Below are 26,536 nucleotides of genomic sequence, written 5' to 3'. Positions count from 1 at the left end.
CGAAAGGGATAAAGTAATTATGACGTGCTATTTCTCGCGGCTGTGATTTTGGACATTTCTTCTATCGCACGCGGATGTTCTGGCGCGTTTTCCAATACTCTACGGCAGCACGCTTCAGCATCCTGCAGATTTCCTTGCATACGATAAATTCGTGAGAGCCCAAGCAGCGCATAAGGATCGAATCCAGTTTGCATGCTTTTCTCGAAATGCTTTTGCGCGCCTTGCAAATCACCCGTATTAAACAGCGCTTCACCCGCGCGCGTATTCAAGCGCTGGTTTTCTGGATTTTTCTCAAGTGCTTTATTCCACCACTGCATACCTTCTGAGTGATCTTTCAGCCCGCGCATACAGTTACCCAAACCGTAAAGTGCCACTGAATTGGAAGGTTCGATTTCCAGTGCCCGTTTATAGTAATCTGCTGCCTGCTCAAAACTCATCATCTGCTGATGAATATCACCTGACATGAGCAATACCATTAAATGCGTCGGATCCAGAACCAGCAACTGTTCAAAACAGGATAGTGCCTGAGCATTCAAGCCTGCCTTGTAATAGAGACGCCCTACCCCCAGCAGCACGGCTTTATCTTTAGCACCGTACTTCAGCGCATCGGCACAATAGACCTCAGCTTCATCAATTTTTCTTAATTTCAGCAGCGAATCAGCAATGCGAACCATCACTTGCGCATCTTTACTATTGCGCTCTAAATAACGTGTCCAGTATGGAATGGTTTTTTCAGGTAGCTGCAACCCGCGATAGGCATCACCTATCCCCCTCAATGCAAACTGGTTTGAGGGGTCAGCCAAAAGCGCCTGCTCGTAAAAGATGATTGCTTCTTCGTACTTTCGGAGTGCGGAATAAAGATTCCCCAAGCCTACCAGAACATATTTGTTCTGATTATCTATTGCCAGCGCCTCTCTAAACGCTTTCTCCGCTTCCCAAAAAAGTCTTTTGCGTAGCAATTCATAGCCATTTTTGGATAGTTCCGCTACGGATTTATCATGATTCTGTGTCATTATTTTTTTCCGTTACAATGCTATAGCAAGTGTATCTCCCTGATCATTATAACGATGTTACGCTAAAATAGGGAGTTGACATGAACATTATGTAATGTTGAATGTTTTCTAAACCCGCTTCAAGCCCCGAAGTTATTCTCCCGAAAAAAATTTTCCCTTATGCTCGCAAGATGCATGCTTCAACCACTTCGACACCTGAAAAGGTTCAGATGTGGTTCCATAATCGGTCATTTACAAAACAACTAACTACTCACATCAACGTTATTCAAACTGATCCCAAACTGGGAATCCAGTTCATAGGTAATACCATGTATCGTGCCGCCCCCTTGAGCAATGCACAGTTTTCTAGCTCTCACATCTTCCACCCAACGCGGATTGGATGCCTCAGCGCGACGATTGGCAATAATTTTCATCTTTTCTACTTCGATCTCCTCTTTAGATAAACTTGCTGGCAGGTTTGCAAAATCACGCTGAATCTGCGCCTGAACCAATTTATTAATACTGCCATTTTGCACCTTGATATCAAACATCAAGGCGACCCCTCGCTCACTCTTCAAGCCATAGTCGTTACACAGCTTTAATGCGGATTTGTAGAGTCCATTTGAATACTGTTGCTCAATCGCCTGAAATTCTTCCGTCCTGCCCAGCGCCTTGAACATCCCTCGCCAGGGTTCAAACACAAAATGTTTGATGGGATGCTGGATGGAACGCGCAAATTGCATCAATTCATGTTTGTCTGCGTTTAGCGCCTCTATCAGCACATCATAGTGATCCTGAAAAATTGATTTGACGATTTTCTTGTTATTTTTAATCATATCTTTGAGCAGTGGCTGCAATGAGTCCTGGCCAAAATTCCATTGCAGCACCCCAAAACTCAAGCCCTGCCCATCAAAATCCCCGCTAATCCCTGCAAAACATTCCGGTATACCCACACCCGTTTCAAATGCGCCTGTCAACGCGAGGCATTTGTAATCAGCAGGCTTGCTGACAATTGCCGGATCAGGAATTTTTCGATTAAATAATGCTTTCCAGGTTATTGCCCCCACCTGCCCATCAATTTCCAGCTGATTACTTTTCTGGAATACTTTTACCGCCGCTTCAGTTCCGCCACCAAACTCTCCATCCAGCGGTCCATTGTAAAGTGCCAGGGTTTTCAGCCTGGTTTGAATTTGCAAGATTTCTGGTCCTTTGGATCCAACACGATAAGTTGCCACAATTCGCTCCCTTAGTAATATTTAATCACATCGACAAAAATTTACCGTTATTCAAAATAAGACTGATTAATCTTTGACTGGCTCGGAATCTACTTCGTGAATAAACGGAATATCCGCTATGTATTGCGCGTATAACTTCATGGCTTCCTGTACTGAAAATTGCCCAAATTCGACAGACGTTTCCAACCCTTCTAGCAATACGCAGGAAGCCTGTGCTTTTGCAATGCGGGCAGCCATATCATGGGATTTGTACATATTGGTTGAAATGGCTGCAACCAGAGAAAGGAATAATGCCAAAAAACAAACCACTCGCCACACAGGTGGATCACCGGACATGCCCAATTGCTGCATGCCTTCAATGAAGTTCCCGCCACCAAACGCCGGAGCGGCGGTTAATGCGCTCGTCAATGCGCTACAGATAATACTCAGATTGGTCAAGCGAACAGCACGGCGATCCAGTTTACGCACGAATACATTAATACTTTCTCTTCTGGTTTTGATTTTGCTCAGCAGTTTATGCTGCAACTCATCCTCGGTATTCACACATCACTCCCTATTAGAATATTGCCCATTGATCGACAGCAATGCACAAAATGCTATTGGCAACTTCTTATTTATAGTTGAGATTAGATGAAAATTGGAAAAACAAAAGAAATAGTTTGATGAAACAATCGCCATCGTGAAGCATCAAACCAGTGCTTAGATCTGCCCCAAAAACTTGATTGATACCTGGGAAGAAAATGAAACGCCCGAAGAATACAGGTATTACTGTATGAAATTAGCCAGCTAGTACCGGCCAACAATATTCATTTTTTTAATTCAGCCAGCTTGCGCCTGATATCCTGACGGGTATCATCATTTTTCAAAGCGTGCTCAAGTTTTTCTATCGCTTGCTGCTTACGCCCATATGCCAGATACACCTCAGCTTCTGCCAAAGGATCAACATAAGCACTTTCCTTTTCTGTTTTTGAGGACCTGCGCATCCACACCAGCAGCAAAAGTAGCGCTACTAATGCGCCTAAGCCGGTTATCATCATTACTACCATTTTTAAACACCCGTTAGATTGTGATTAAATATTTAAAGCAACTATAAATCACCAACCAAATGATAAAAGCATATTTATAACGCAATCTTGCTAATATAGAAATTAAAAAAAATTAACTCGCCATAAACAAACCGAGAAACGCTCACCCCAGCAGTTTTTCCAGCCAGAATTTTTGTGTTAGTTTATCAATAAACCACAACATAGCTTTCCCTTTGTGATTACTCCGCCATGCTATGAATAATTGCACTCCCGGCTTATGCTCTTCGACTACTTTTAAAATCAGACGCCCCGCTGTAAATTCAGGTTCCGCTAATTGTCTGGGAAGGTATCCCACACCCAAACCCATACATTGTGCTTGTATCTTTGCGGTCATGCTTGGCACGGTTAATACGTCCTGACCACTTAGCAACCCGGAAGTGCGCGGTGGGAGATTGCGCGAGCTATCCCCGGCAGAAACTGCTCGGTGCTGCATAATATCGGTGTTTTTCAGGGGTTCCGGGGAAGATGCCAATGAGTGGAACGGCGCAACAGCAAATACAAATTCCAATATACCCATTGACCGCGAATTGTATCCACCACCTGCTGGCCCCTCTCCTGGCGCACCAATAGCCAGATCAGCACGACCGCTCGCCAGTGCATCCCAACAACCACCGTAAACTTCTGTCAAAATACGCAATCTGGTTCCACATGCCTCCTTATAAAATGCGTCAAGCAGAGGATACAAACGGTGCAAAGGCACCAGATCGCTCACGGCAATACGGAGTTCGGTTTCAAAGCCTGTTGCCACCCGTTTCACTCTTGCTTCCAGTTCTTCGGCTGAACGTAAAAGAATTCTGCCTTCTTGTAGCAATTCATTACCTGCTTCAGTCAAAGCAGCCCGATGCCCGCTGCGGTCAAACAGCTTAACCCCCAGATCTTGCTCCAGTTTATGCACGCTATAGCTCAGCGCAGAAGGCACACGGTGCAATTCATCTGCCGCAGCAGCAAAGCTGCCATTGCGTGAAATGGCGTCTAAAATGAGAAGTGAATCCAGGCTAAATTGCATGATCAAATAATTTGAATGATTTAACCAGAATTATTCGCTATGAATAACATAGATACAAGCCTATTCTATAAAAAATTATTCAATAATTTCGATATTACAAAGGAAACAAGCATGATTAAAATTCGTAAAAGCACTGATCGCGGTCACGCTAATCATGGCTGGCTCGATTCATGGCATTCTTTTTCTTTTGCCGAATATTATGACCCTGAATATATGGGATTTGGCAGCCTGCGGGTGATTAACGATGATCGAATTGCTGCGGGAGCTGGTTTTCCCACGCATCCTCACCGCGACATGGAAATCATTACCTATATCATGGAAGGCGCATTGGAACACAAAGACAGCATGGGGACAGGATCTGTCATTCGCCCCGGTGATGTACAACGCATGACCGCTGGTACAGGCATTACCCATAGTGAGTTCAATGCCTCTGAAACCGAGCCGATTCATCTATTGCAAATATGGATTCAGCCCAATCAAAAAGGCTTAACACCCGGCTATGAACAGAAAACTTTTACAACAACCGATAAACAAGGACATTTACGTTTAGTCGCATCTCCGGATGGCCGCGATGGTTCGGTAACTATCCATCAGGATGCAGCCATGCTTGCGGGGCTACTTGAAAAAGACGACCAGGTGAGCTATTCGCTGGCCGCTGATCGTAAAGCATACCTGCACGTCGCCCGGGGCGAGGTCGAAGTTAACGGCATCGAATTAAAAAGTGGCGACGCTGCTGCCATCACTCAGGAAACAACCCTCAGCCTGAGCACGCATACTGCTGCTGAAGTCATATTGTTTGATTTAGCTTAACAATCATAACAAATTTATATTATTTACATTTTGGGAGCTTTAAATGCATATTGATCTGTTTACCCCTTTTAATATGGGACCATACACTTTACCCAACCGTCTGGTTATGGCGCCTTTAACAAGAAACCGTGCTGGCGCAGGAAATGCACCCCAACCGTTAAATGTGGAGTATTACCGCCAGCGCGCTTCAGCGGGCCTGATCATCTCAGAGGGTTCTCAAATTTCAGCCGGAGCCGTAGGGTATCCAGCCACGCCCGGCATCCACAGTACGGAACAGATAGCCGGCTGGAAGCAAGTCACAGAAGCAGTCCATCACAGTGGTGGTCGAATATTTCTGCAGCTTTGGCATTGCGGACGGATTTCACACCCTTCTATGTTACCTGGCAATGCATTACCCGTTGCGCCGTCCGCCATCAAACCCGAAGGGCAGGCGGTCACTTATCAAGGGATGCAAGAATTTGTGACGCCACGCGCACTTGAAGCAGCAGAGTTATCTGGTATTGTTGACGAATTTCGCACGGCGGCACAAAATGCGCTGGATGCGTGCTTTGACGGTGTTGAAATCCACGCAGCAAACGGTTACTTGCTGGATCAGTTTATTCGAGACGGATCCAATCAGCGCACAGACAACTATGGCGGCACACCGGAAAATCGCTGCCGCCTGCTGAAAGAAGTGACCGAAGCAGTAACGAATGTATGGGGAGCAAACCGCGTGGGTGTACGCCTATCGCCGCTCAACCCATTCAACGATATGCATGACTCAAACCCGCAGCACACTTTCGAAACCGCAGCCAAAACCCTATCTCCCTTTGGCCTGGCCTATCTTCATATAATGGAAACTGCCATCGGCGAAAACAAGCACCCTAAACAGGATTTTGATTTCCACAAATTACGTCTTGCCTACAATGGAACCTACATGGCCAATGGTGGTTATGATAAAGTACGAGCTGAAAGGGCGCTTGCTTCTGGCTACGCAGATTTAATCGCATTTGGTGTGCTATTTCTCGCCAACCCGGATTTACCGGAACGCATACGTCAAAATACCCCGCTCAACACGCCAAATCAAGCCACATTCTACGGTGGCGACGAAAAAGGGTATACGGACTATCCCGCTTTAGGCTGATATGTTTCTGACTGCCCTTTATAACAGTTAAGGATAATTTATGACCAGTAAGATTGCAAAAACACAAGTCCCAGTTCACGACATTATCGCCCGCCGCTGGAGCCCCCGGGCATTTGATGCCAGCAAGCCCGTAACTAGAGAACAATTGATTTCCATATTGGAAGCAGCACGCTGGGCACCATCCTGTTTTGGCGATGAACCCTGGCGCTACCTTGTTTGGGACAAAAACAGCAACCTGGCAGCATGGCAGCGCGCTTTCGATTGTCTGGGTGAATTCAACCAGCAATGGGTAAAAAATGCCCCCATACTCATGCTGGCTACGGCCAGCAGCACCTTCCGGCACAATGGAAAACCCAATGCATGGCACATGTACGACACGGGAGCCTCCAGTGAAAATATTTGCCTGCAAGCCACTTCACTGGGCTTATTTGCACACCAGATGGGCGGCTTTGACGCCGACAAAATTCGTCAGGAATTCGACATCCCCAAGGAGTTTGCCTGCTTAGCCATGATCGCGGTCGGCTATCAGACCACCCCGGATGTTTTGCCCAAAGACCTTGAAGCAAAAGAAATAGAAGAACGTGCCCGCAGGCCACTGGAAGAATGCTTTTTTGAAAACAGCTGGGATGCTGGAATCAAGTAAAACCTGTAACAGTTTGACTTTCATGCCCGCAAACAGTTTCTGAAGTGCATATACCCGGTGACGCGACCAGACCACCGGGCTCAAAATAAGCTTCAATATTGCTAATTTTTAACTAACCATTTCACACAAAACTGCTAATATGATTTATATGCTATTCAGTTAAATCCACCTCACCATACTTGACAAAAAATGAGCTACACTTTTCAATACCCTCCGCTTCTCAGCCTGACTCAAGCAGGGGCATTACTTCAACGTCACTTACCTGATCGTGATGCCATTTCCTGGCTGAATACTGATCGAAAAAACAATCCAACCATCCCTTTCATTGAAGCTGATGGGCGGATTTTTTATTCAGAAAATGACTTGATCACGTTTCTTTCCCATTTTTCTGACAGATTGGCAATCCGGCGCAAGCCGGACAGACGCTTCAATTCATCCCGGCGTATAGCATCGTCCGAGAGACGCTTCGATATTGAACGGCGCAGACGGTCCCTGGGTGGCGTCCGTAACCTCATTGACAGGCGTTTCAAACTACGACAAGACCAACGGGGAGACATTGACAGACGCCTACTCGGTGGCATGGATCGACGCAGCATGTCAGAAAGACGAGGCAGAGAAACCTGACACTGAAAATATGAACGTTTCGCGCTATTTAAATGCATTTTGCATGGTATTTATTGCCAGATAACACCCTTCGCCGTACAATCATATCGAACCCACTTCCCTTACGGTGATGCAATGGCTGATCTAACATACGTTTCAGATATTGAAAAAGGTTTTCCGCGCATTGTCATGGACATGACATTACAGTGGGGGCTTCCGGCATTTACAGACTTGCTGGATCATTTGCTGTTCGACGAACGGGGTGACAGAAAAGGTTTTCCCGGAGATGTACTAGCCGAATTAATGTTCCTCAAAGTATTACATGAAATACGTCTGCACGGTTCCGACATGCCAAATGACAGGACTATCTGGAGCGACCCGGAATACAGCAGAAACGTGGGTCATGAAGGCTCAGACTAAGTTTTCCGAAAAAACCGTTTCCATTCCTATCCGGTACACTTCAGATAGTGAAGTATTATGCAATCTGGCCTGCTCGATTGCCTGAGCAGTCAACGGCACCATTCCCTCACTAATTGCCAGATCGCGCAAAACGCCCGTGGCCACACCCGATTCAATATGGTTACGTAGGGTTTCACTGACAATCAGCAACTCGTAAACAGCCAATCGACCATGGAACCCTGTGTGATTGCATTTTTCGCACCCTGTTCCCTTATAAAACCTTTCCGTCTTTGATATTCCCAGACCACTTCTGACTTTAGGATCAACTGTTTCCTCGGCCAGACAATGCGGGCAATTTCGCCGCACCAGACGCTGCGCCAACACGCCGATTATTGCTGACTTCAGCAAATAAGGCTCCACCCCCATTTCCATTAATCTTGTAACTGCACCTGGTGCATCATTGGTATGCAACGTACTCAAAACAAGATGCCCTGTGAGCGCGCCTTCCACAGCGATATTACATGTTTCCCTGTCCCTGATTTCACCGATCATGATGACATCGGGATCATGTCGAAGAATATGCCGCAAAGCCTGTGGAAAGCCGAAATGAATAGCAGGTTGAATCTGGATCTGGCGCATCCCCTCAAATTCATACTCTACCGGATCTTCAACCGTGACAATATTCAGGTTGCGCTTCTGCACCTCCCTTAATGCCGCATATAACGTGGTTGTTTTGCCTGACCCTGTCGGCCCTGTTACCAGCAAAATGCCGTAGTTTTTATTGATCAGGCCGGCAAACCGCTCCTCATCCTTAGGTGTAAAACCGATTTCATCCAGTGAGCGCAGACCTTCACCTTTGTTCAAAATCCGTATCACGATACTCTCACCGTACTGACAAGGTATTACCGAAACGCGCAGATCAATGATATTCGCCCCATCCAGCATTCTTGAACGGCCATCTTGCGGCAACCGATGTTCTGCAATATTCAGTCTGGATAAGATCTTGATACGACTGACAATAGCGGGTAAAAGGCCTTTCTGGATTTCCCGTTTATTTATCAACACACCATCTATCCGGTAGAGCAATTCAACCTGCTTGTTTCCGGGACGAATATGCACATCAGAAGCACGCTGATATATAGCATCCATCAGAATGCTGTTCACCAATCTGACAATTGGCTGCTCATTTGCCAGCCGTTCTGCCTCTTTCCAAAGGGAATTATCATCTTCGTTATAGAAATTACTCAATTGCAGCTGATCGAGTTCGTGCTCCTGCTCCTGAAGTTCATAATGTTTGTTGATGGCCTGCTTGATATCATGATTCGGAGCGTACACACTTTCAATCATCCGCTGCGCGATGAACCCAATGGCACTGACCGCTTCCATATCCAGCAGGTTTTCCATCGCCAGCACCAGACGTTCATTGTGAATAATCAGTGGAATGACGTTATAGGTGCGGGCAAGTTCTGCAGATATGTTGGCTAGTGCTTTGCGTTCAAAATCAAAACCATCCAGCTTGACACTTGGCGCTCCGAGTGAAAGTGCGACAGCCAGATGAACTTGCTCTGTCGATGCCACTCCCATATCAGCAAGGATGCTGCCCAATTTTCTACCAGGTGTTAGTTTTTGAAGATCGATCGCTTTTAATAGTTGCTCTTTGGTGATCACCCCTTCACGTGCTAACTCCCTGCCCAATTGGGTGGGATTAAAGCCGGTTTGCGCTTCCATTGCCTTACGGAGTTCTGCGGAGTTTGAAACCAGACGCTTAACTTGTTGGGTACTCTTATATTCAGTTATCACCGCCACTCACCTATGATGCTTAATGTATATAATCAACTGAGCAAGACTCATGCCTGAAAACATCTTCCTTTGTAATTTTCATCACGCTGTTTTATATAGAAAATTTTTAAGAATATACTTATTAACAGTGTAAAACTGGACACACGTGTCGATATATCAACAGCAACTGACCTCAGCACGCATAAATAGACTATGATGGCTCCCTCACACACTTTATCTATATCACCCCATTGAAATTCGACCAACCCCTGATAGAAGGAAGCTTGATCAAGCGGTATAAACGTTTTCTGGCTGACATTGCGCTCCCTAATGGTGAAATCATCACTGCACATTGCCCTAACACGGGGTCCATGCTGGGATGCGCCGAACCAGGCAGCACTGTCTGGTTAAGTCGCGCAAAAAATCTTGACCGCAAGTACCCACTTACGTGGGAAATATTGAAAAATCAAAGCGGAACGCTAATTGGCATCAATACCGGCCTGAGCAACCGGTTAGTCAAAGAGGCCATTGAAGGCGGGCTGATTTCGTCTTTTTCCGGCTACAACACAATTCGAACTGAAGTACGTTTTGGCCTGGAAAACAGTCGCGTCGACCTGCTCCTGGAATCCGCCACAGGACAACCAGACTGCTATATAGAAGTTAAGAATGTCACCGCATCTGTCGTGGATGGCATCGCCATTTTTCCAGATGCAGTCAGTGCGCGCGGGACAAAACACCTGAGGGAATTAATCGCTGTGGTGGAAGGGGGAGAACGTGCCGTTTTGTGCTACTGCGTGCAGAGAGGGGATGTAAAGTCAGTACGACCTGCCGACCAGATTGACCCGCTCTATGGCAGCACCTTGCGCCTGGCTATAAGCCACGGCGTAGAAGTAATTGCTTACAGTGCAGAAATCAGTCTGGAAGGTATTACGCTCAAAAACAACATACCGGTCGTTTGCCCGTAAAGGGTTTACTCAAGCATTTCCGGCATAATCGTCATTTCTTCAAAACCACCTTTTGGTCTTGACCTGGAGCTTGTTCCCTCTCCTTTGGTTTGTTTGCCGCCACCACTCTTGATTAACCATTCCAGATTACTGCGTGAATCGGCGTGCTGCAAAGCTTCATCAATGGTAATTTTACCGGACTGGTACAGATGAAACAGCGCCTGTTCAAACGTCTCAGATCCATCCGACATGGATTTTTCCATGGCTTCCTTGATCGCATCAATTTCCTGTTTCTGGATCAATTCTGAAATATAAAGCGAATTTAACAGCACTTCCACTGCAGCAACCCGCTTGCCATCTTTACCACGAACCAAACGTTGGGAAATCACAGCGCGCAAACTGACAGACAGATCATGCAGCATATGTTCACGGTTTTCAATCGGGAAAAAACCCAAAATCCGCATGAGTGCATGATAGGAATTATTTGCGTGCAGCGTACCCACGCACAAATGGCCGGTTTGAGTATATATCAAAGCTTGTTGCATCGCTTCTGCATCCAGAATTTCACCAATCATCAACACATCTGGCGCTTCCCTCATGGCATTCTTCAGCGCATTGGAAAACGAATCGGTGTCTGCACCCACTTCGCGCTGATTGACCAAAGATTTTTTGTGGGTATGAACAAATTCAATCGGGTCTTCAACAGTCAGAATATGGCCACATTGGTTGCTATTCCGATAATCCAGCATACTGGCCAAGGTAGTAGATTTGCCCGAACCAGTAGAACCTACCACCAATACCAGACCTCGTTTTTCCAGGGCCAGATTTTTCAAAACAGGGGGCAAGCCCAGGGAGTCAAAATCTGGAATTTCATTCTTATTATGGCGAATAACCATTGCCACACTGCCGCGCTGGCGAAACACATTCACCCTGAAGCGCCCTAAATCCTGCACACCGAAGCCAAAATTAAGTTCTTTCTCGGCTTCAAACTTATTCATCTGCTCTTGGGTCATGATCCCATATGCAGCCTGCTTCACTAATTTCGCATCAAATATCTGTTTGTTTACCGGGTGCAACTGACCCTCAATTTTGATATAAACGGGCGCACCCGCAGAGAAGAAAATATCTGAAGCCTTTTTATCAGCCATCAGTTTAAAAAGCGGATTTAAATCCATAGTCCCCTCATCATTCTTATAATCTATCTAATGTCGCGAAACAGGCTATTTCAACCGGTAAATAATGCTTTCCAGCTTGCTATTAGCCGGGTGTTCACATTATAGCCTTAACTTTAACTATGACTAGTGTGCCAGAACAGGGTGGATTCTTGCCAGTGAAAAATGGTATTGTTATACCTGCAGAGAAATTCTGATTAAATGATCAAGCGTTTAAGCCAAGCATTTTTTAATCAGCAGTTTCCTTTCTCGCTACGCACGGCACTTTATCTCTCCGCACCACCTAGGTCGAGTCCCCGAGCAAGTAACTATTTCAACCCGCGACGAGCCTTGTGCCTCGCAAGTAATGGAGCTATTCATGGCAACAGTGGAAATCACTAAAGAAAATTTTGAAGAAGTCATTATCGGCAACGACATGGTGATTGTCGATTTCTGGGCACCTTGGTGTGGCCCTTGCAAATCATTTGCCCCTACCTACGAGCAAATATCCGAAAAATACCCGGAAATCGTTTTCGCCAAGGTCAATACCGAAATTGAGCAGGAATTAGCAGGCTATTTCCAGATTCGTTCCATTCCGACCCTGATGATTTTCCGTGAAAAAGTCATATTATTCTCTGAGCCAGGTGCAATGCCTGCCAGCGGACTTGAAGACATTATCGGCAAAGTCAAATCAATCGATATGGCGGTAGTTCACAAGGAAATTGCAGAAGAACAGGCTGCAAAAGCTTAAAAACTAAAAAGCGGCCCAGTAAGGCCGCTTTTTAGTTTAACGCTCATTCAGAATCAACCCAGCACAGGGGGTAACTGTTTCCCTAAAGCCCCTTTTTGCGCGGTAGCCTTTCCCGTCAGAGCAAATCCCAGAAGCTGATTTTCTGCACCATAAAACAACGCACACACACCTTCATCATCACACGTCACCTGCCAGTTTCCTTCTGCACCAAATGGTGGAGGGCAAACTGAAACGGTACAAGCCGGTGTTTTTACTGCCACAGGCATAGCAGGGTAAGAAACTTCAACAACATTACCGCTTAAGGTTTGGGCCAGCGCCCGAGCTCCTTGCATGAGGGGTAAAACAAAAGGCAATACATGCCCTGCCACTTCAGCACAATCACCCAGCGCATAAACATCTGGCGCACTGGTTTCCATCAATCGATTCGTCACAATACCCCGATTGATCGTTATACCAGCAGCTTGTGCCATGGCAACACGCGGCCTGAGACCAATTGCCGACAGTACAACATCCGCCTCGACGATTGACCCATCAGACAAAGTGACCCGGTAGCCTTGATCAGTGTGATCAACAGTTACGGCCTTCTTGTTGAAATGCCAGACTACACCTAACTTTTCCAAAGCCTGTCGTACAGCTTGAGAAGCCTCAGCGGGTAACAAACGATCAAGTGGCTGAGCGGCAAGATGAATCACTTCCACTGCATATCCTGCACCAGCCAGATCATTGGCGAACTCACAGCCTATCAATCCTGCCCCCAGAATGGCTACGCGCTTTTTGCCCTCAATGGCTTCACGAAAACGTGCATAGTCAGCCAGATCGTTTACCGAAAATACTTTATCTGCAGCATTACCACTCAAACCAGGGTTTATCGTATCTGCACCAAGGGCCAACACCAATTTGCTATATGCCAGCATCTCACCATTAACAGTAACCGTATGCTTACTTGCATCAATACCATCCACCGTTGAATGGGATCGAATCTCCGCATTCAATTGTGTCTGCATTTGCGTTACGTCCTGCGTTGCAAGGGCCGCTGGTGTTTTACCTGAAGCAAAAGCATTAGACAGCATTGGCTTGGAATAAAAAGAACCATTGTCAGAGGTGATCATCACAAGTGGCGTCTCTTTATCCAGCTTTCGCCATTCTCGTGCCAGGGTATATCCAGCCAGTCCGGTTCCAACAATAATAATCGGAGACATAATAACCCTCAATTTGTTTCAAAAGTGGCCGCTGAAAACAATCTGCCCACAGCAGCCTTAATCATCATGCAGCTACTTCCACCATATCGAAGTCAGACTTGGTCACGCCGCAATCAGGGCAAACCCATTCGTCAGACACATCTTCCCAGCGTGTGCCGGCCGGAATACCTTCTTCAGGGATTCCCTCTGCTTCGTCATAAATATATCCACACACTACACATTGCCATTTTTTCATCATCATTTCCTTTCAATAAATTTATAAATTAAGCGGTTACTTTAGTAAGCGCTTCGCGATAATGGTTAGCATGACGCTCTTCCACTTTCGCCAATGCCGCGAAACGCTTTGCTGCTGTTTCCAATACTTTCTGGAAGCAGGCTGCATGCTCTTTTGATTCAGCAATCTGCTCGTCCATTTCAGCAACTGCAGCGTGGTTCTGTTCTTCCACTGCCATGTGCCTGAATGACGGGTACATCTCAGTGTATTCGTAAGTTTCACCTGCTATCGCCATTTCAAGACATCTGGCCGGGGTCATCTCATCCTTGGGATAAAGCAAATCAAGGTGACCAAATGCATGCTGTACTTCTTGCTTTGCCGTCTCTTCAAAAGCCTGCGCCGTTTCTTCATCACCTTGCAAACGACACATTTTAGCAAAATACATGTACTTGATATGTGCCATGGATTCGCCTGCAAAAGCCGATTCAATATTTTTAACTGTCACTGATTCTGTGTTGTTCATTGTAATCTCCGTTCAAGTGGTTAAAATTCGTTTTGCTTGTATTGCTTAGCCAACGATTCCAATGATACGGAGGGAACAACGATTAATCTAATTAATTGTTACAATCATATCGATAGTTTATTACTATGGTGATATTTTACTTCAAAGCGACAGAGTCGATCATCTTTACACAAGATAAATCACAAGACAATACCGCCTGCCTCAACACCTCCAGCGCCTGCATTCTAGGGAAGCTTTTACGCCACGCGAGCACTACACGCCGAGCGGGAACAGGCTTTGCAAAAGGCCTGAAAGCAAGCAACTTGCTTTCTTTTCTGGATGTCCCTACTGCAGAACAGGGTAATACCGTAATCCCCGCGCCAGAGGCGACCATATGGCGTATTGTTTCCAGCGAGCTCCCCTCCAGCGTTTTCTGAATACTGCCTGCTGTCGCACTAAAACGATTCAGTGCCGGGCAAACCTGCATCACCTGGTCGCGAAAACAATGACCCGAACCCAGCAACAACATACTTTCCAGAGCCAGATCTTCAGATTTGATTGATTTTTTTTTGCTCCAGTCATGGTCTGCCGGCAACACCACTTCAAACGGCTCATCATAAAGCGGTTGCGTCACAGTACCTGGCTCATCAAATGGCAAGGCAACGACAATCACATCCAGCTTGCCTTGCTTGAGCTGCTCAGTCAAAACAGCCGTAAAATTCTCCTCAATCAGCAACGGCATTTTAGGGGCTTTCTTACGAAGCTTCGGGATCAGATAAGGTAAAAGATAAGGTCCTATCGTGTAAATCACCCCAATGCGCAGAGGGCCGGATAACGGATCCTTACCTTGCTGCGCAATGGCTTTCACCACAGCAACCTCTTCAAGCGCACGGCTTGCCTGTTCAATCACCAATTCGCCTATCGCGGTAACACCCACTTCATTGGTACCACGCTCAAAAAGCGTCACACCCAAATCCTGTTCCAGTTTTTTAATACCCACACTCAGTGTAGGCTGACTGACAAAACAAGCCTCCGCTGCACGACCAAAATGGCGTTCACGGGCAAGCGCAACAATATAGCGAAGCTCAGTTAATGTCATGATCCAGAAAATATCGAGATTACATAAAAGTGGCTGATTATTTTAACATAACTTAAAATTCAGTTTGAACCAGTTGTACACGGTCCATTCACAACCTAACTTCCAGGTTGATGGGGGCATTGGCTCGGCACGAACGCAGATTACGCATACAATTATTCCTTCTGGACGATGTCAAACAAGCCAAGGACATGGATGCATCTGACCGGAAGCTGCATCGGCTCAAGGAATCATTAAAGAACCACTGAATTGTAAGGATCGGCGGCAACTGGCGGTTGACCTTCACATTATGAGGGCGAAGACGCCATCTTGGTGGATTACCTGGACTATCATTAAGAGGCGGCAATGGCACGAATGTTCAACCCACCCCACCTTGGTGAAATATTACGGGAGTATCTGCCGGAAGGCGCTATGGTTGAGGAAATGGCACACCGGCTGAGCGTGTCACGCGTTCAATTTTCCCGCGCACTCAATGGTCGCTCGTCAATTTCTGCGGAAATGGCGATCCGAATCAGTTTACTGACAGGCACAACTCCAGAGTCTTGGCTCACGGGGCAGATGAAATGGGATCTTTGGCTGGCAGCGCAGAAACCCAGACCCCCTGTGGAGCCTCTGCCTCACGCTGCATGATCATTCAAGGAATGCAACTCGCACAAGCCGCCCATCCCTGCGAAGCACATTTCACTCTGCTCATAACGATTGCGCGAGCTGAAAAATCGCGTAAAAGATCCATTCTTTGTGCCCTACTGGTATCATTGCACCACTCTAAAATAAAAATGATACCAGTAGATGACGCCCCAAGCCTTTATCGAAAAATGGAAAGACAACCCGCTCAAAGAACGGGCCAGCTACCAACTGCACTTTATTGATTTGTGCGCATTACTGGGTGTACCTACCCCTTCCCCTTCCAGTCACGAATCCTACTGCTTCGAACGTGGCGCAACCCGAACCGGGGCAGGACAAGGCTGGGCGGATGTATGGAAACAGGGCTTCTTTGCCTTTGAATACAAGGCAACCAGACGCAACCTGGGGGAAGCGCTCAAACAGCTGATGACCTACGCGCTGGCACTGGATAACCCGCCCCTGCTAGTGGTGTGCGATACCAACATCATTGAAATCCACACCCACTTTACCAATGCCCCCTCTGAAGTACATACCATTTCGCTGGAAAACATAAACCAGCCTGAAAACCTCACCAAGTTGCATTGGTTGTTTGAAACGCCGGACAAGTTTCACCCTGGCCGCACCATTGCACAAATCACCGAGGAAGCCGCAGGCAAATTTGCTGACCTTGCGCAATCACTCAACACCAGAGGCCATTCACCGCAACAGGTTGCGCACTTCCTGAACCAGTGCCTGTTTTGCCTGTTCGCAGAAGATGCAGGTCTATTGCCGGAAAAACTATTCGAACGCTTGCTCGATAAGAGCCGAACCGACCCTGCCAAACTCACAACCCGCCTTAAAGAGTTGTTTGCCGCTATGCGTAAAGGCGGGGATTTTGCACTGGAAGATATCAACTGGTTCAACGGCGGCCTGTTCGAAAATGTCGCTGTACTGCCACTCACCATCCCGGAAATAAAAATCCTGCACGCAGCAGCCAATCTGGATTGGAGCGGCATCGAACCTTCCATCTTCGGCACCTTGTTCGAACGCGGCCTCGACCCCAAAAAGCGCTCCCAGCTTGGCGCACACTACACCGACCCGCAATCCATCCAGCGCATTATCGACCCCGTAATCGTTGAACCCCTGAGCGCAGAATGGCACAGCGCCAAAACGCAGATCAGTAAACACATGGCCCTGTATCAAAAGGGCGGTAAAGGCTCGCAAAAAGCCTTGCAGGAAGCCAGCGCATTGTTTCATAGTCATCTCGAACGCCTCAAAAACTTCCGCGTACTCGACCCCGCTTGCGGTTCCGGCAACTTCCTCTACCTTGCCCTGCGCACGCTAAAAGACCTCGAACACAAAGCCAACCTGGAAGCCGAAGTGCTGGGCTTGCAACGCCAGGCCTTTATTGAAGTATCGCCGGAAAACGTGCTGGGCATAGAACTCAACCCCTACGCCGCCGAACTGGCGCGCGTAACGGTCTGGATCGGAGAAATCCAGTGGATGCTGAAAAACGGCTATCCCATCCGCAAGAACCCCATACTGCAACCGCTCGACCATATTGAAAACCGCGATGCAGTGATGGAGCTTATTTTGGGTAGCGATATCACTGTTCATGATGAGGATGGCAACATCGTAGGGACAGAAGGGGAGAGTTCAGCATGCGCTGAAGCGGTTTGGCCAGCCGCGAATGCGATCATTGGCAACCCGCCGTTTTTGGGCGGATCAAAAATGCGTGGCGAGCTGGGTGATGGCTATATCGAAGCTCTGCGCATGCTTTACAAAGGCCGTGTGCCGGGCGGGGCAGATTTGGTGACCTACTGGTTTGAAAAAGCACGTGCGCAGATTGAAATTGGGAAGTGTGATCGTACCGGACTGGTGACCACACAAGCGATTCGCAAAGGTTCAAACCAGAAAGTGCTGGCGCGCATTTGCGACACCACTCGCATATTCAATGCATGGTCAGACGAAGAATGGATTAATGAAGGCGCAGCCGTACGCGTATCGCTGGTTTGTTTTGGTCAAGGCAATGGGGTAATACTTGATGGAAAACCTGTCGAGGCTATTCATGCTGACCTAACTTCAGGTAGTGGCCTTGATCTCACTCAAGCTAATCAACTCAATGAAAACACAAATACAACTTTTGAAGGCACCAAAAAATATGGCGCTTTTGATATTCCAGGCGAACTGGCGCGGCAATGGCTGAAACAGCCCAACCCCAACGGCAAACCGAACAGCGATGTCGTGCGCCCGTGGGCGAATGGTATGGACATTGCTCGCCGCTCTTCTGACACTTGGATTATAGATTTCGGCACTGACATGACCGAGGTCGATGCAGCTTTATATGAAACACCGTTTACTTATGTGCTAACGCACGTCAAACCATACCGCGAAACAGTCAACCGAGAGCGTACTCGCCGTAACTGGTGGATTCACGAAGAAGCACGCATCTCCATGAGAAAAGCCCTCAAAGGACTTACCCGCTTCATTGTGACCCCACGCGTCGCCAAGCATCGAATTTTTGTTTGGCTTCCTATCGTGGTATTACCAGATACACGTTTAAATGTTATCAGCCGATCTGACGATACTGCATTTGGAATTTTACATTCGCGCTTTCACGAAGCATGGGCATTGGCACAAGTTTCGATACATGGCGATGGAGGAACACCCACTTACAATGCCAAATCGTGTTTTGAAACCTTCCCCTTTCCTACAGGACTAACACCCAACCTCGTGCCATCGGACTACGCCAACCCTTCCGCCGCTGAAATCGCCGAGGCCGCACAGCAATTGAACACCCTGCGTGAGAACTGGCTCAACCCTGTGGAATGGACAGAACGCGTGCCGGAAGTAGTTGCCGGATACCCGGACAGAATTATTGCCAAAACTGGCTTTGAAGCGGAACTGAAAAAGCGCACCCTGACCAATCTTTACAACGCACGTCCAGCGTGGCTGGATAATGTCCATAAAACGCTGGATAGGGCGGTAGCGCATGCCTACGGCTGGAATGACTACACGCCGGATATGCCAGACGAGGAAATTTTGCGGCGTTTGCTTGTCCTGAATCTTGAAAGAAGCTGAACGCGAATAATTGAGCATGGCAGATCGAAAAGTATTGAATCGATATGATTAACAAAAATAAATTTTCAACTTATTTTATGGATAAATGGCCCGACTTCGCAATATATTGGCACCTGAGGTCGGGGGTAGCCCGACGGCTAGTATCTTTCTTTTGTTTGCCCAAAAGAAAAGAAACCAAAGAAAAGGGCACCCTACTTGCATCGCCCTGCGGGTTCCCTCGGTTTGGTTTTTGAATCGGGCGGCGGCGTAAACTCGCACGTAAACGTGCTCAGACATACTTGCCTTTTCCCCGATTCAAAACCCAAACCGAGGCGATGCAACAAAGGGATATTTAAGCTGGCACAGCCAGCCACCCGTCACGCGCTTTGCGCGTGGCCTTTGACTTTGAACCCCCATCTACGCCGCTGAGGGTTGCCGGGTAAATCGGGATGAAGGCAGCGCCTGTCTGAGCACGTTTACGTGCGAGTTCGCGTTGCCGCCCGATTTATCCGGTAACCCTCAGGCATCCCGAAGGGACGGCGCAGTTGGCGTCGCCTTCTTTTGGTTACTTTGCTTGGCGAAGCAAGAAAAGTGACTAGCCGCCGGGCTACCCCCGGCCTCGTAAGTCCAAACCTGAAACAAATGCAATCTGAACGTCTAGTTCTTCACATTGCCATTCGATGGGCACCGCTACGTTCCACCCATCCTGCCACTTACCGTAACATCTTGCATTTCCAAATACGCAATATTATTACACACGATTGACACGCACTAATCATACGTGTAATTTATGCGCATAGAAACACCAAGGATGCAACCATGAACAATCCCGTTTACAACTTATCTGCGCCGAAGAAGTCAGCCAATCTCAGCATCAATGCCGATCTTTTGCAGCAAGCAAAACAACTCAACATCAATCTCTCACAAGCCCTTGAGCAACATCTGGCCGAGATCGTGCGGCAAGCACAACGTGAGCGCTGGCTGGCAGAAAATCAGAGTGCACTCGATGAATACAACCGCCGCATTGAAATGCGCGGCACCTTCAGCGACGGCTTACGGCGGTTTTGATGGCACAGTTCGACGTTTATCTTAATCCGAACCCTGACACACGCAAAATAATCCCTTATCTGCTGGACGTGCAAACCGAACTATTGGATACGCTGGCGACGCGTGTCGTTGTGCCACTCGTTATGGTGAAAGAAATGGGGGCGGCAGCAAAACAACTCAATCCGAAATTCACAATCAGGGGCACGGCAGTCGTGATGTCCACCGCCGAACTGGCTGGTATCGCCAATCGCTCACTGGGTGACAAAGTCACTTCCCTGAAAACAAAGCGCGATGAAATTATCGCAGCATTGGATTTATTATTTACTGGTATTTGACAGGCGTTACCTTTCCGCAGGCTCAACAACCAACCATTGGCGAAGCAAGAATAGTAACTAACCGCCAGGCTACCCCCGGCCGCAGAAGATCAATCTGGCAGCATGCACAATTAAAATAGAAGATGAAAATTGATAATTTATGTTTTACGCCAATCGCCCTCACTTGAATTGCTCAATTAGTTGTTTTTGAGCATAAATATTAGGCATAGTACGGCTATTGCGCTATCATATTTCAACATGATTTAACTAGAAGATACGAATTATTCCTGTGACACAAATCAAACCTCGCGCTTCCCTCGCAAAACGATTACTGAAGCATTTTCTTCTGACACTTTTGCTCCTGATCATTATCGCCCTGGTTATCGCAGGCTTTTTGGTTGCGAGAGAAGCAAAGACTTCCACTTATCAGGCCGAGTATCTTTCTAAACTTGCCAAAGATTTAAAATATGAAGTGAAAGACGGTCCCAATCCACACTTTAAAATTCCACAAGCGGGCCCATACGACATCAGGATGGGTTACAGCCTTGAACAAGCCATGATTCCCAGACTAGCCGGCGAGGGTTTTCAGGTGACTGCTCAGGCCAGACTTTCACCCCGCATGCAGGAACTGATCGACGAGGGACTTTTTGCGCCCTACAAAGAAAAAACCCAGGCTGGTCTGAGCATTATTGACGACAACGGCAATTCACTGCATAAGGCAATTTTTCCGCATCGGATTTACTCAAATTTCGAGACCGTTCCACCTATTGTCACGCAAAGCCTGCTGTTTATAGAAAACCGCGAATTGCTTGACCCGACACAACCCAAGAAAAATCCGGCCATCGAGTGGGAACGATTGGCACGCGCTGTACTCGACAAGGCAATTCAATATATTCGCCCTGAACACGATGTACCAGGAGGAAGCACTCTTGCGACTCAAATTGAAAAATACAGACATTCACCGGATGGTTTAACGCTGACCGCAAAGGACAAACTCCAGCAAATGGCATCTGCTTCTGTTCGGGCATACCTTGATGGTGAACAGACAATGCCCGCACGCAAACGCATCGTGGTTGATTATCTAAATACGGTCCCTTTGGCTGGTGTAGCAGGATTTGGTGAAGTAAACGGTATTGGTGACGGCTTGTGGGCTTGGTATGGCCTGGATTTCAAGAAAGTAAATCAACTTTTACAGGCCTGGCCATCTGATAACGCCAACCTGAATGAAACTGCCAGTGCTTATAAACATTTGCTAAGCCTGATGATTGCCCAGCGCAGACCATCCGGTTATCTGGTTTCAGAACGCAAGGCTCTAGAGGCGCTTACCAATAGTCACATCCGCTTGCTTGCTCAAGAAGGTGTCATTTCGCCGGCACTGAAAAATGCCGCTATCAAAACACCGCTGCATTTTACAAAGGGCGCCCCTTCTGAATCCACCGATGACTTCACAATACTTAAAGCAACCAACGCGGTACGGGTTCGTTTAGCTTCTCTTTTGGGGCTATCGCGCATGTACGAATTAGATCATCTGGATTTATCGGTTCGCAGTACTTTGGATGGCAACATTCAGAAAAACGTTACAGCCATTCTAAAAAAATTCAATGATCCTGAATATGCACGTAATGCAGGGCTTTATGGCGAACGGTTACTTGGAAGCGCCGACCCAGGCAAGATTATTTACAGCTTGACTTTTTACGAACTGACCCCTCAAGGGGCAAAACTGCGCGTACAGGCAGATAACTTTGACCAGCCCTTTGATATTAATAAGGGGGCAAAACTTGATTTAGGTTCCACAGCAAAATTGAGAACCCTGGTTACTTACCTGGAAATCGTCGGAACACTGCACGATAAATATGCTGCTTCAGACCCCAAAGAATTACGCGAAGTAACAGTCGGGCCCAATGATGTGATCACGCGCTGGGCAATTGATTATCTCCTGACAAATGAAGATAAGTCTCTATCGAACATGCTGGATGCAGCGATGGAGCGCAAATATTCTGCAAACCCTCATGAACAGTTTTTCACAGGGGGCGGCGCTCAATTCTTTAACAATTTCAAACATGACGATGACAGCAAGATCATCAGCGTGCGCGAAGCCACCCGTAATTCTGTCAATCTGGTTTTTATCCGACTAATGCGGGATGTCGTGCGCTACTACACATTCCAGACACCGGGCTCAACTGCCAATGTACTGAAAGACATTGATGCTCCTCAGCGCACCGAATATCTGAATCGCTTTGCCGATAAGGAAGGAAAAGCTTTTATTGCCCGCTTCTACCAGAAATACAAAGGCAAGCCGGTTGAAGAAGTCATGAACACCTTTTTGGCAGAGATCCATCCTACGCCACGTCGGCTATCGGCAGCCTTCCGCTACATTTACCCTGCCGCGGGCTTCGATGCTTATGAAAAGTTCATGACTGATCACCTTCCAAGTGAGCGAATATCTGGCAAACGCACCTTGCAAGGATTATTTGACAGCTACCCACCAGGAAAATATTCACTATCTGATCAAGGTTATATTGCCCACGTTCACCCATTGGAATTGTGGCTGGTTCAGTATCTGGTCTCACATCCGGGAAGCGGCTACAACGATGTGATCAAAGCCAGCAGCAAAGAGCGTATTGCCGTGTATGACTGGCTGCGCAAAACCAGCCACAAAAACGCACAGGATATCCGTATCCGCAGCTTGCTTGAAGTAGAAGCCTTCCTCGAAATTCACAAAAGCTGGAAACGACTAGGCTATCCGTTCGATTCACTCGTACCTTCACTGGCAACCGCTATTGGCAGCTCTGCAGACAGGCCAGCCGCGCTCGCTGAACTCATGGGAATCATTTTGAACAACGGGGCTAAAGTGCCCACCGTTTTGATTGAACAGATGCATTTTGGCAAAGACACCCCATTTGAAACCATCATCAAGCCAGCACCTGTCAAATCAGTGCAACTGTTTGCCCCGGAAATTGCCGAAAAAGTGCGTGCTGCGATTATTGATGTGGTAGAAAAGGGAACCGCTTCCCGACTTGCACACGCCATCGTCAGAGAAGATGGCACCCAAATTCCGATTGGCGGTAAAACCGGTACCGGAGATCATCGCTACGTAACATTCTCATCAGTTGGCGTCATCAAAGACTCTCGCTCGGTCAATCGTTCAGCTACGTTCGTGTTTTTTATTGGTGACCGTTTCTTTGGCACCCTAACCGCCTTCATACCTGGCGCTGATGCATCACAATATCACTTTACATCCGCCCTTTCAGCCCAGGCGCTCAAACACTTACTACCAACACTCAAACCATTAACCGACCAGGCAAAACAATTGCCTGAACAAATACTGGCTGCTGAAATGCAACCTAAAAAGGCCGCCCCTTCAAAGGCCAAACCAAAAGCGCCCAATGTTGATGATGAAGCCATTGAAAATACGCCAGATGAAGTAACGGATAAAGAAGAGTAATTCACTAAAACAATCATGCCAGCCACAAGCTGATTGAATAAATTATAGGGTTCGGTGAAATACTAAGCCCTTTTTATTTGATCATTATATGTGGCTTACGATGAGGCGCAGATTCAAGTTTTAAATCTAAACAACTCGTCTCAAATGTGCCAAAAACAGGCTTTTGACTATTCCCCATCTGCGCTGCTGAGCGTTACCGAATAAATCGGGATAAAGGCAGCGCATGTCTGAGCACGTGGACGCACAGCGGATCGTGCGAGTTTGCGCTGCCGCCCGATTTATTCGGTAACGCTCAGGTATCCCGAAGGGACGGCGTAGTTGGCGTCGCCTTATTTTGGTTACTTTGCTTGGCGAAGCAAGAAAAGTGACTAGCCGCCGGGCTACCCCCGGCAAGGCCTATTCAATTCGACTTTCTTAAATTATCATGCAATACCAAACACCCCACAAAATGAACATATACAAACTCGTAAACATCCGGTGCAATGCGCTTCGCTTATTGATACCCTACATACGACTTACGCGAGTTAGCTTTAAGTTGTTCAGCTGCTATATGCGACTTAACTGACCTTCAATATGAAGGTGCCGGGGGCGGCAAAGGGTCGCGAACACCAGTAAACCTTTCCAATTGCTGCCATTACGATTTTGTTGCGAAACAGCTGTCGCAGCAATTTATCACCCAAAGTAAAACCCGGAATCATTTTAGAAGTTGCAGATACTCTTGATCTTGCAACCTCCTTACCATATAGTAAGGATATCTATCTGAGGAGATATTATGTCAACCGCAACCATGACCAGTAAAGGCCAGATCACCATTCCCGTTACAGTTCGGACCGCCCTTGGCGTTGAAGCTGGAGACCGGATCGAGTTTGTCCAAGTTGAGCCAGGGCGTTTTGAACTAGTAGCCGCAACGCAGTCGGTAACTGCTTTAAAGGGGCTAGTGAGTAAGCCTGCATCTGCTATAACGATCACGGCGATGAATGATGCTATCGCTACTCATGGCGGCAAGGCAAAATGATTGGTCTGGATACTAATGTTCTCGTTCGCTATATCGCGCAAGACGATCCTAAGCAGTCCCCTAAGGCAACACGTCTGATTGAATCATTGACGGTAGATGCGCCAGGCTATGTGAGCGTCGTTTCGGTGGTGGAGTTGGTTTGGGTACTATCAGGCTGCTACAAATCTACCAAGGGCGAAATATGCGAGGTATTGGAAACCATGTTGCGCACCAAGGAAATCGTGGTAGCGCACGCCGATACTGTTTGGAAGGCTTTGCGACTTTTCAAGGATGGTAAGGCCGATTTTGCCGACTGCATGATAGAGCGGTCAGGTAATGAAGCGGGGTGCAACTACACAACAACATTTGATCGAGGTGCTGCCAAGGATAGTGGTATGCGTTTAATCGAATGATCATGAAAAGAGCGGTCAATATCGGCTGGTTGCAAAGGCAGGATTACATACCTTCATGACAATATTACTGACGCACGAATGTGGTTCGATAGTTCACATACATAATTAACTTTGCAGGTTAAACCACTACCCCTGCAAACCCTTCTATCCCGCATTTACGGCCCGCCAATCGACAAGCCGCATCCAATGCCTCTTTCATACCGAGGCGGCGCACAAATGCATCAATCATACTGGCATTAAAAGTATCGCCCGCCCCTAGCGTATCTAACACTATATCTGGCGGATATGCCGGGCTTTCATGTGCATTACCTGATGTATCCAGTCCATAGGCGCCGTCATTCCCCCAACCAACTAAAAGTTCTGAGCGAGAGGTACGTTGCCGCAGCCAGGCTAAAAATTTGTGTGGGTCGTTCATACCCGCGTGTATTGCAAAAGCATGGGAACACAAAAGTACATCTGCCAGGGGAAAAACGCTTTCCAGACCAGGGCGCGGTTTTTCCACTTCAAGGGAGATTTTAATATCAGGCCGGACTTCCTTGACGCGTTTTAGCATCTTGTCCAATTCGGGCACATTGCGCCCTTCAAAATGTATCCAGTCATAGGGTAACAACACGATTTGATCAAAATCAGCCGCAGAAAACTCGGGTAAATCGCGATAATGCACTATGGTTCGGGTGCCTGTCTCACGACTCAACATAATAGTCGAAGTGGGGGGGCGCCCCAGATGCATGACACACGAACTGAGATCCACTTCGTAGCGAGCAAGATCTTCGACGATGACATTACTATCCAGCCCTTCTGCCAGTACACCACCCCAGCTACATGCATGGCCTAACTGGCTCAACATGACTAACGTGTTGGCAACATTGCCGCCACGAGCTACCCGTAGATTTTTCGCCCGGACTTCTTCGTCTCCCGAAGGATAACGCGCCACGTCAAATATCATGTCCAGCGTTGCAACACCAATACCCAGAATCCGTGCCATCAGAACTCCCCTTTAAGAAATCGCCTCAGTTTGAGTGATCATTTTTACTCAGTAGTGTCCGGTTAAATCGCGAATCGAGCCGCCAAGATCCAATCTGGGCGGGGTTTAGAAAGCAAAATATTTTGGTGCCGATTTGAAATCAT

Annotated in this window: 26 protein-coding genes; 14 read left to right on the top strand and 12 right to left on the bottom strand. The window is 47.3% G+C overall.

The genetic code is table 11. The annotated features are described in order from the left end of the window. Positions 1-17: 17 nt before the first annotated feature. From EDC63_RS17125 to EDC63_RS17105, 5 genes are all read right to left on the bottom strand, one after another. Positions 18-1,013: a tetratricopeptide repeat protein gene (locus tag EDC63_RS17125; RefSeq protein ID WP_124948045.1), complete on the bottom strand. Its 996-nt coding sequence runs from the start codon at positions 1,011-1,013 to the stop codon at positions 18-20. A gap of 242 nt (positions 1,014-1,255) precedes the next feature. Next, on the bottom strand, positions 1,256-2,227 hold the full coding sequence (locus EDC63_RS17120; RefSeq protein ID WP_189836564.1) for a peptidoglycan-binding domain-containing protein: 972 nt from the start codon (positions 2,225-2,227) through the stop codon (positions 1,256-1,258). Positions 2,228-2,293: 66 nt separating this feature from the next. Further along, positions 2,294-2,770, bottom strand: coding sequence for a hypothetical protein (locus tag EDC63_RS17115; RefSeq protein WP_124948047.1), 477 nt, complete (start codon positions 2,768-2,770; stop codon positions 2,294-2,296). 263 nt (positions 2,771-3,033) lie between these two features. Continuing rightward, a complete protein-coding gene (locus EDC63_RS17110; RefSeq protein ID WP_124948048.1) occupies positions 3,034-3,273 on the bottom strand; it encodes a type IV pilus assembly protein FimV in 240 nt (79 codons plus the stop codon). A 142-nt stretch (positions 3,274-3,415) separates the two neighbouring features. Beyond that, complete coding sequence (locus EDC63_RS17105) at positions 3,416-4,324, bottom strand: LysR family transcriptional regulator (RefSeq protein ID WP_223248465.1); 909 nt, start codon at positions 4,322-4,324, stop codon at positions 3,416-3,418. Positions 4,325-4,429: 105 nt separating this feature from the next. Between EDC63_RS17105 and EDC63_RS17100 the strand changes: the two genes are divergently transcribed. From EDC63_RS17100 to EDC63_RS17080, 5 genes are all read left to right on the top strand, one after another. Then, positions 4,430-5,128: a pirin family protein gene (locus EDC63_RS17100; RefSeq protein ID WP_124948050.1), complete on the top strand. Its 699-nt coding sequence runs from the start codon at positions 4,430-4,432 to the stop codon at positions 5,126-5,128. A gap of 43 nt (positions 5,129-5,171) precedes the next feature. Further along, entirely contained in the window at positions 5,172-6,251 is a 1,080-nt protein-coding gene (locus EDC63_RS17095) for an alkene reductase (RefSeq protein WP_124948051.1), read from the top strand. A gap of 40 nt (positions 6,252-6,291) precedes the next feature. Then, a complete protein-coding gene (locus EDC63_RS17090; protein ID WP_124948052.1) occupies positions 6,292-6,894 on the top strand; it encodes a nitroreductase family protein in 603 nt (200 codons plus the stop codon). Positions 6,895-7,083: 189 nt separating this feature from the next. Beyond that, entirely contained in the window at positions 7,084-7,518 is a 435-nt protein-coding gene (locus EDC63_RS17085; RefSeq protein WP_124948053.1) for a hypothetical protein, read from the top strand. Positions 7,519-7,632: 114 nt separating this feature from the next. Then, a complete protein-coding gene (locus EDC63_RS17080) occupies positions 7,633-7,917 on the top strand; it encodes a hypothetical protein (protein ID WP_124948054.1) in 285 nt (94 codons plus the stop codon). Here EDC63_RS17080 and EDC63_RS17075 read toward each other — a convergent pair. Next, positions 7,909-9,696, bottom strand: a complete 1,788-nt coding sequence (locus tag EDC63_RS17075; RefSeq protein WP_124948055.1) for a GspE/PulE family protein — start codon at positions 9,694-9,696, stop codon at positions 7,909-7,911. The genes EDC63_RS17080 and EDC63_RS17075 overlap by 9 nt on opposite strands. 230 nt (positions 9,697-9,926) lie before the next feature. On the opposite strand from EDC63_RS17075, the gene sfsA reads away from it, so the two are divergent. After that, positions 9,927-10,640, top strand: a complete 714-nt coding sequence (sfsA, locus tag EDC63_RS17070; RefSeq protein WP_124948056.1) for a DNA/RNA nuclease SfsA — start codon at positions 9,927-9,929, stop codon at positions 10,638-10,640. Positions 10,641-10,645: 5 nt separating this feature from the next. Here sfsA and EDC63_RS17065 read toward each other — a convergent pair whose 3' ends face one another. After that, the gene (locus EDC63_RS17065; RefSeq protein ID WP_124948057.1) at positions 10,646-11,794 is read right to left on the bottom strand and encodes a PilT/PilU family type 4a pilus ATPase; all 1,149 of its coding nucleotides are present in this window, start codon (positions 11,792-11,794) and stop codon (positions 10,646-10,648) included. Positions 11,795-12,149: 355 nt separating this feature from the next. Here EDC63_RS17065 and trxA point away from each other — a divergent pair, with 355 nt between their 5' ends. Further along, positions 12,150-12,521: a thioredoxin gene (trxA, locus tag EDC63_RS17060; protein WP_124948058.1), complete on the top strand. Its 372-nt coding sequence runs from the start codon at positions 12,150-12,152 to the stop codon at positions 12,519-12,521. A 53-nt stretch (positions 12,522-12,574) separates the two neighbouring features. On the opposite strand, the gene EDC63_RS17055 is transcribed toward trxA, so the two are convergent. From EDC63_RS17055 to EDC63_RS17040, 4 genes are all read right to left on the bottom strand, one after another. Continuing rightward, positions 12,575-13,720: an NAD(P)/FAD-dependent oxidoreductase gene (locus EDC63_RS17055; protein ID WP_124948059.1), complete on the bottom strand. Its 1,146-nt coding sequence runs from the start codon at positions 13,718-13,720 to the stop codon at positions 12,575-12,577. Positions 13,721-13,784: 64 nt separating this feature from the next. After that, positions 13,785-13,955 (bottom strand): rubredoxin, encoded by a 171-nt coding sequence (locus EDC63_RS17050; protein ID WP_124948060.1) that lies wholly within the window; start codon positions 13,953-13,955, stop codon positions 13,785-13,787. Between the two features lie 28 nt (positions 13,956-13,983). After that, complete coding sequence (locus tag EDC63_RS17045) at positions 13,984-14,457, bottom strand: rubrerythrin family protein (RefSeq protein ID WP_124948061.1); 474 nt, start codon at positions 14,455-14,457, stop codon at positions 13,984-13,986. 136 nt (positions 14,458-14,593) lie between these two features. Then, entirely contained in the window at positions 14,594-15,535 is a 942-nt protein-coding gene (locus EDC63_RS17040; protein WP_132920967.1) for a hydrogen peroxide-inducible genes activator, read from the bottom strand. Between the two features lie 342 nt (positions 15,536-15,877). On the opposite strand from EDC63_RS17040, the gene EDC63_RS17035 reads away from it, so the two are divergent. The 7 genes from EDC63_RS17035 to EDC63_RS17005 all read left to right on the top strand — a co-directional run bounded on the left by EDC63_RS17035 (position 15,878) and on the right by EDC63_RS17005 (position 25,408). After that, positions 15,878-16,162 carry a HigA family addiction module antitoxin gene (locus tag EDC63_RS17035; protein ID WP_124948062.1) on the top strand — a complete coding sequence of 95 codons (285 nt, stop codon included), beginning with the start codon at positions 15,878-15,880 and terminating at the stop codon, positions 16,160-16,162. A 159-nt stretch (positions 16,163-16,321) separates the two neighbouring features. Then, the gene (locus EDC63_RS17030; protein ID WP_124948063.1) at positions 16,322-19,216 is read left to right on the top strand and encodes a class I SAM-dependent DNA methyltransferase; all 2,895 of its coding nucleotides are present in this window, start codon (positions 16,322-16,324) and stop codon (positions 19,214-19,216) included. 798 nt (positions 19,217-20,014) lie between these two features. Next, the gene (locus tag EDC63_RS17025; protein WP_124948064.1) at positions 20,015-20,263 is read left to right on the top strand and encodes a type II toxin-antitoxin system CcdA family antitoxin; all 249 of its coding nucleotides are present in this window, start codon (positions 20,015-20,017) and stop codon (positions 20,261-20,263) included. Further along, positions 20,263-20,577, top strand: coding sequence for a CcdB family protein (locus EDC63_RS17020; RefSeq protein WP_124948065.1), 315 nt, complete (start codon positions 20,263-20,265; stop codon positions 20,575-20,577). Before EDC63_RS17025 ends, EDC63_RS17020 begins: the two co-directional genes overlap by 1 nt. A gap of 268 nt (positions 20,578-20,845) precedes the next feature. Beyond that, complete coding sequence (locus EDC63_RS17015; RefSeq protein ID WP_124948066.1) at positions 20,846-24,001, top strand: transglycosylase domain-containing protein; 3,156 nt, start codon at positions 20,846-20,848, stop codon at positions 23,999-24,001. 772 nt (positions 24,002-24,773) lie between these two features. Then, positions 24,774-25,016 (top strand): AbrB/MazE/SpoVT family DNA-binding domain-containing protein, encoded by a 243-nt coding sequence (locus tag EDC63_RS17010; protein ID WP_124948067.1) that lies wholly within the window; start codon positions 24,774-24,776, stop codon positions 25,014-25,016. Next, on the top strand, positions 25,013-25,408 hold the full coding sequence (locus tag EDC63_RS17005; RefSeq protein WP_124948068.1) for a PIN domain-containing protein: 396 nt from the start codon (positions 25,013-25,015) through the stop codon (positions 25,406-25,408). Before EDC63_RS17010 ends, EDC63_RS17005 begins: the two co-directional genes overlap by 4 nt. 118 nt (positions 25,409-25,526) lie before the next feature. On the opposite strand, the gene EDC63_RS17000 is transcribed toward EDC63_RS17005, so the two are convergent. Next, positions 25,527-26,393: a PfkB family carbohydrate kinase gene (locus tag EDC63_RS17000; protein WP_132920966.1), complete on the bottom strand. Its 867-nt coding sequence runs from the start codon at positions 26,391-26,393 to the stop codon at positions 25,527-25,529. Positions 26,394-26,536 lie beyond the last annotated feature (143 nt).

Source organism: Sulfurirhabdus autotrophica (assembly GCF_004346685.1).
In the GTDB taxonomy this organism is placed as follows: domain Bacteria; phylum Pseudomonadota; class Gammaproteobacteria; order Burkholderiales; family SMCO01; genus Sulfurirhabdus; species Sulfurirhabdus autotrophica.
This window is presented reverse-complemented; position numbering and strand designations above follow the sequence as displayed.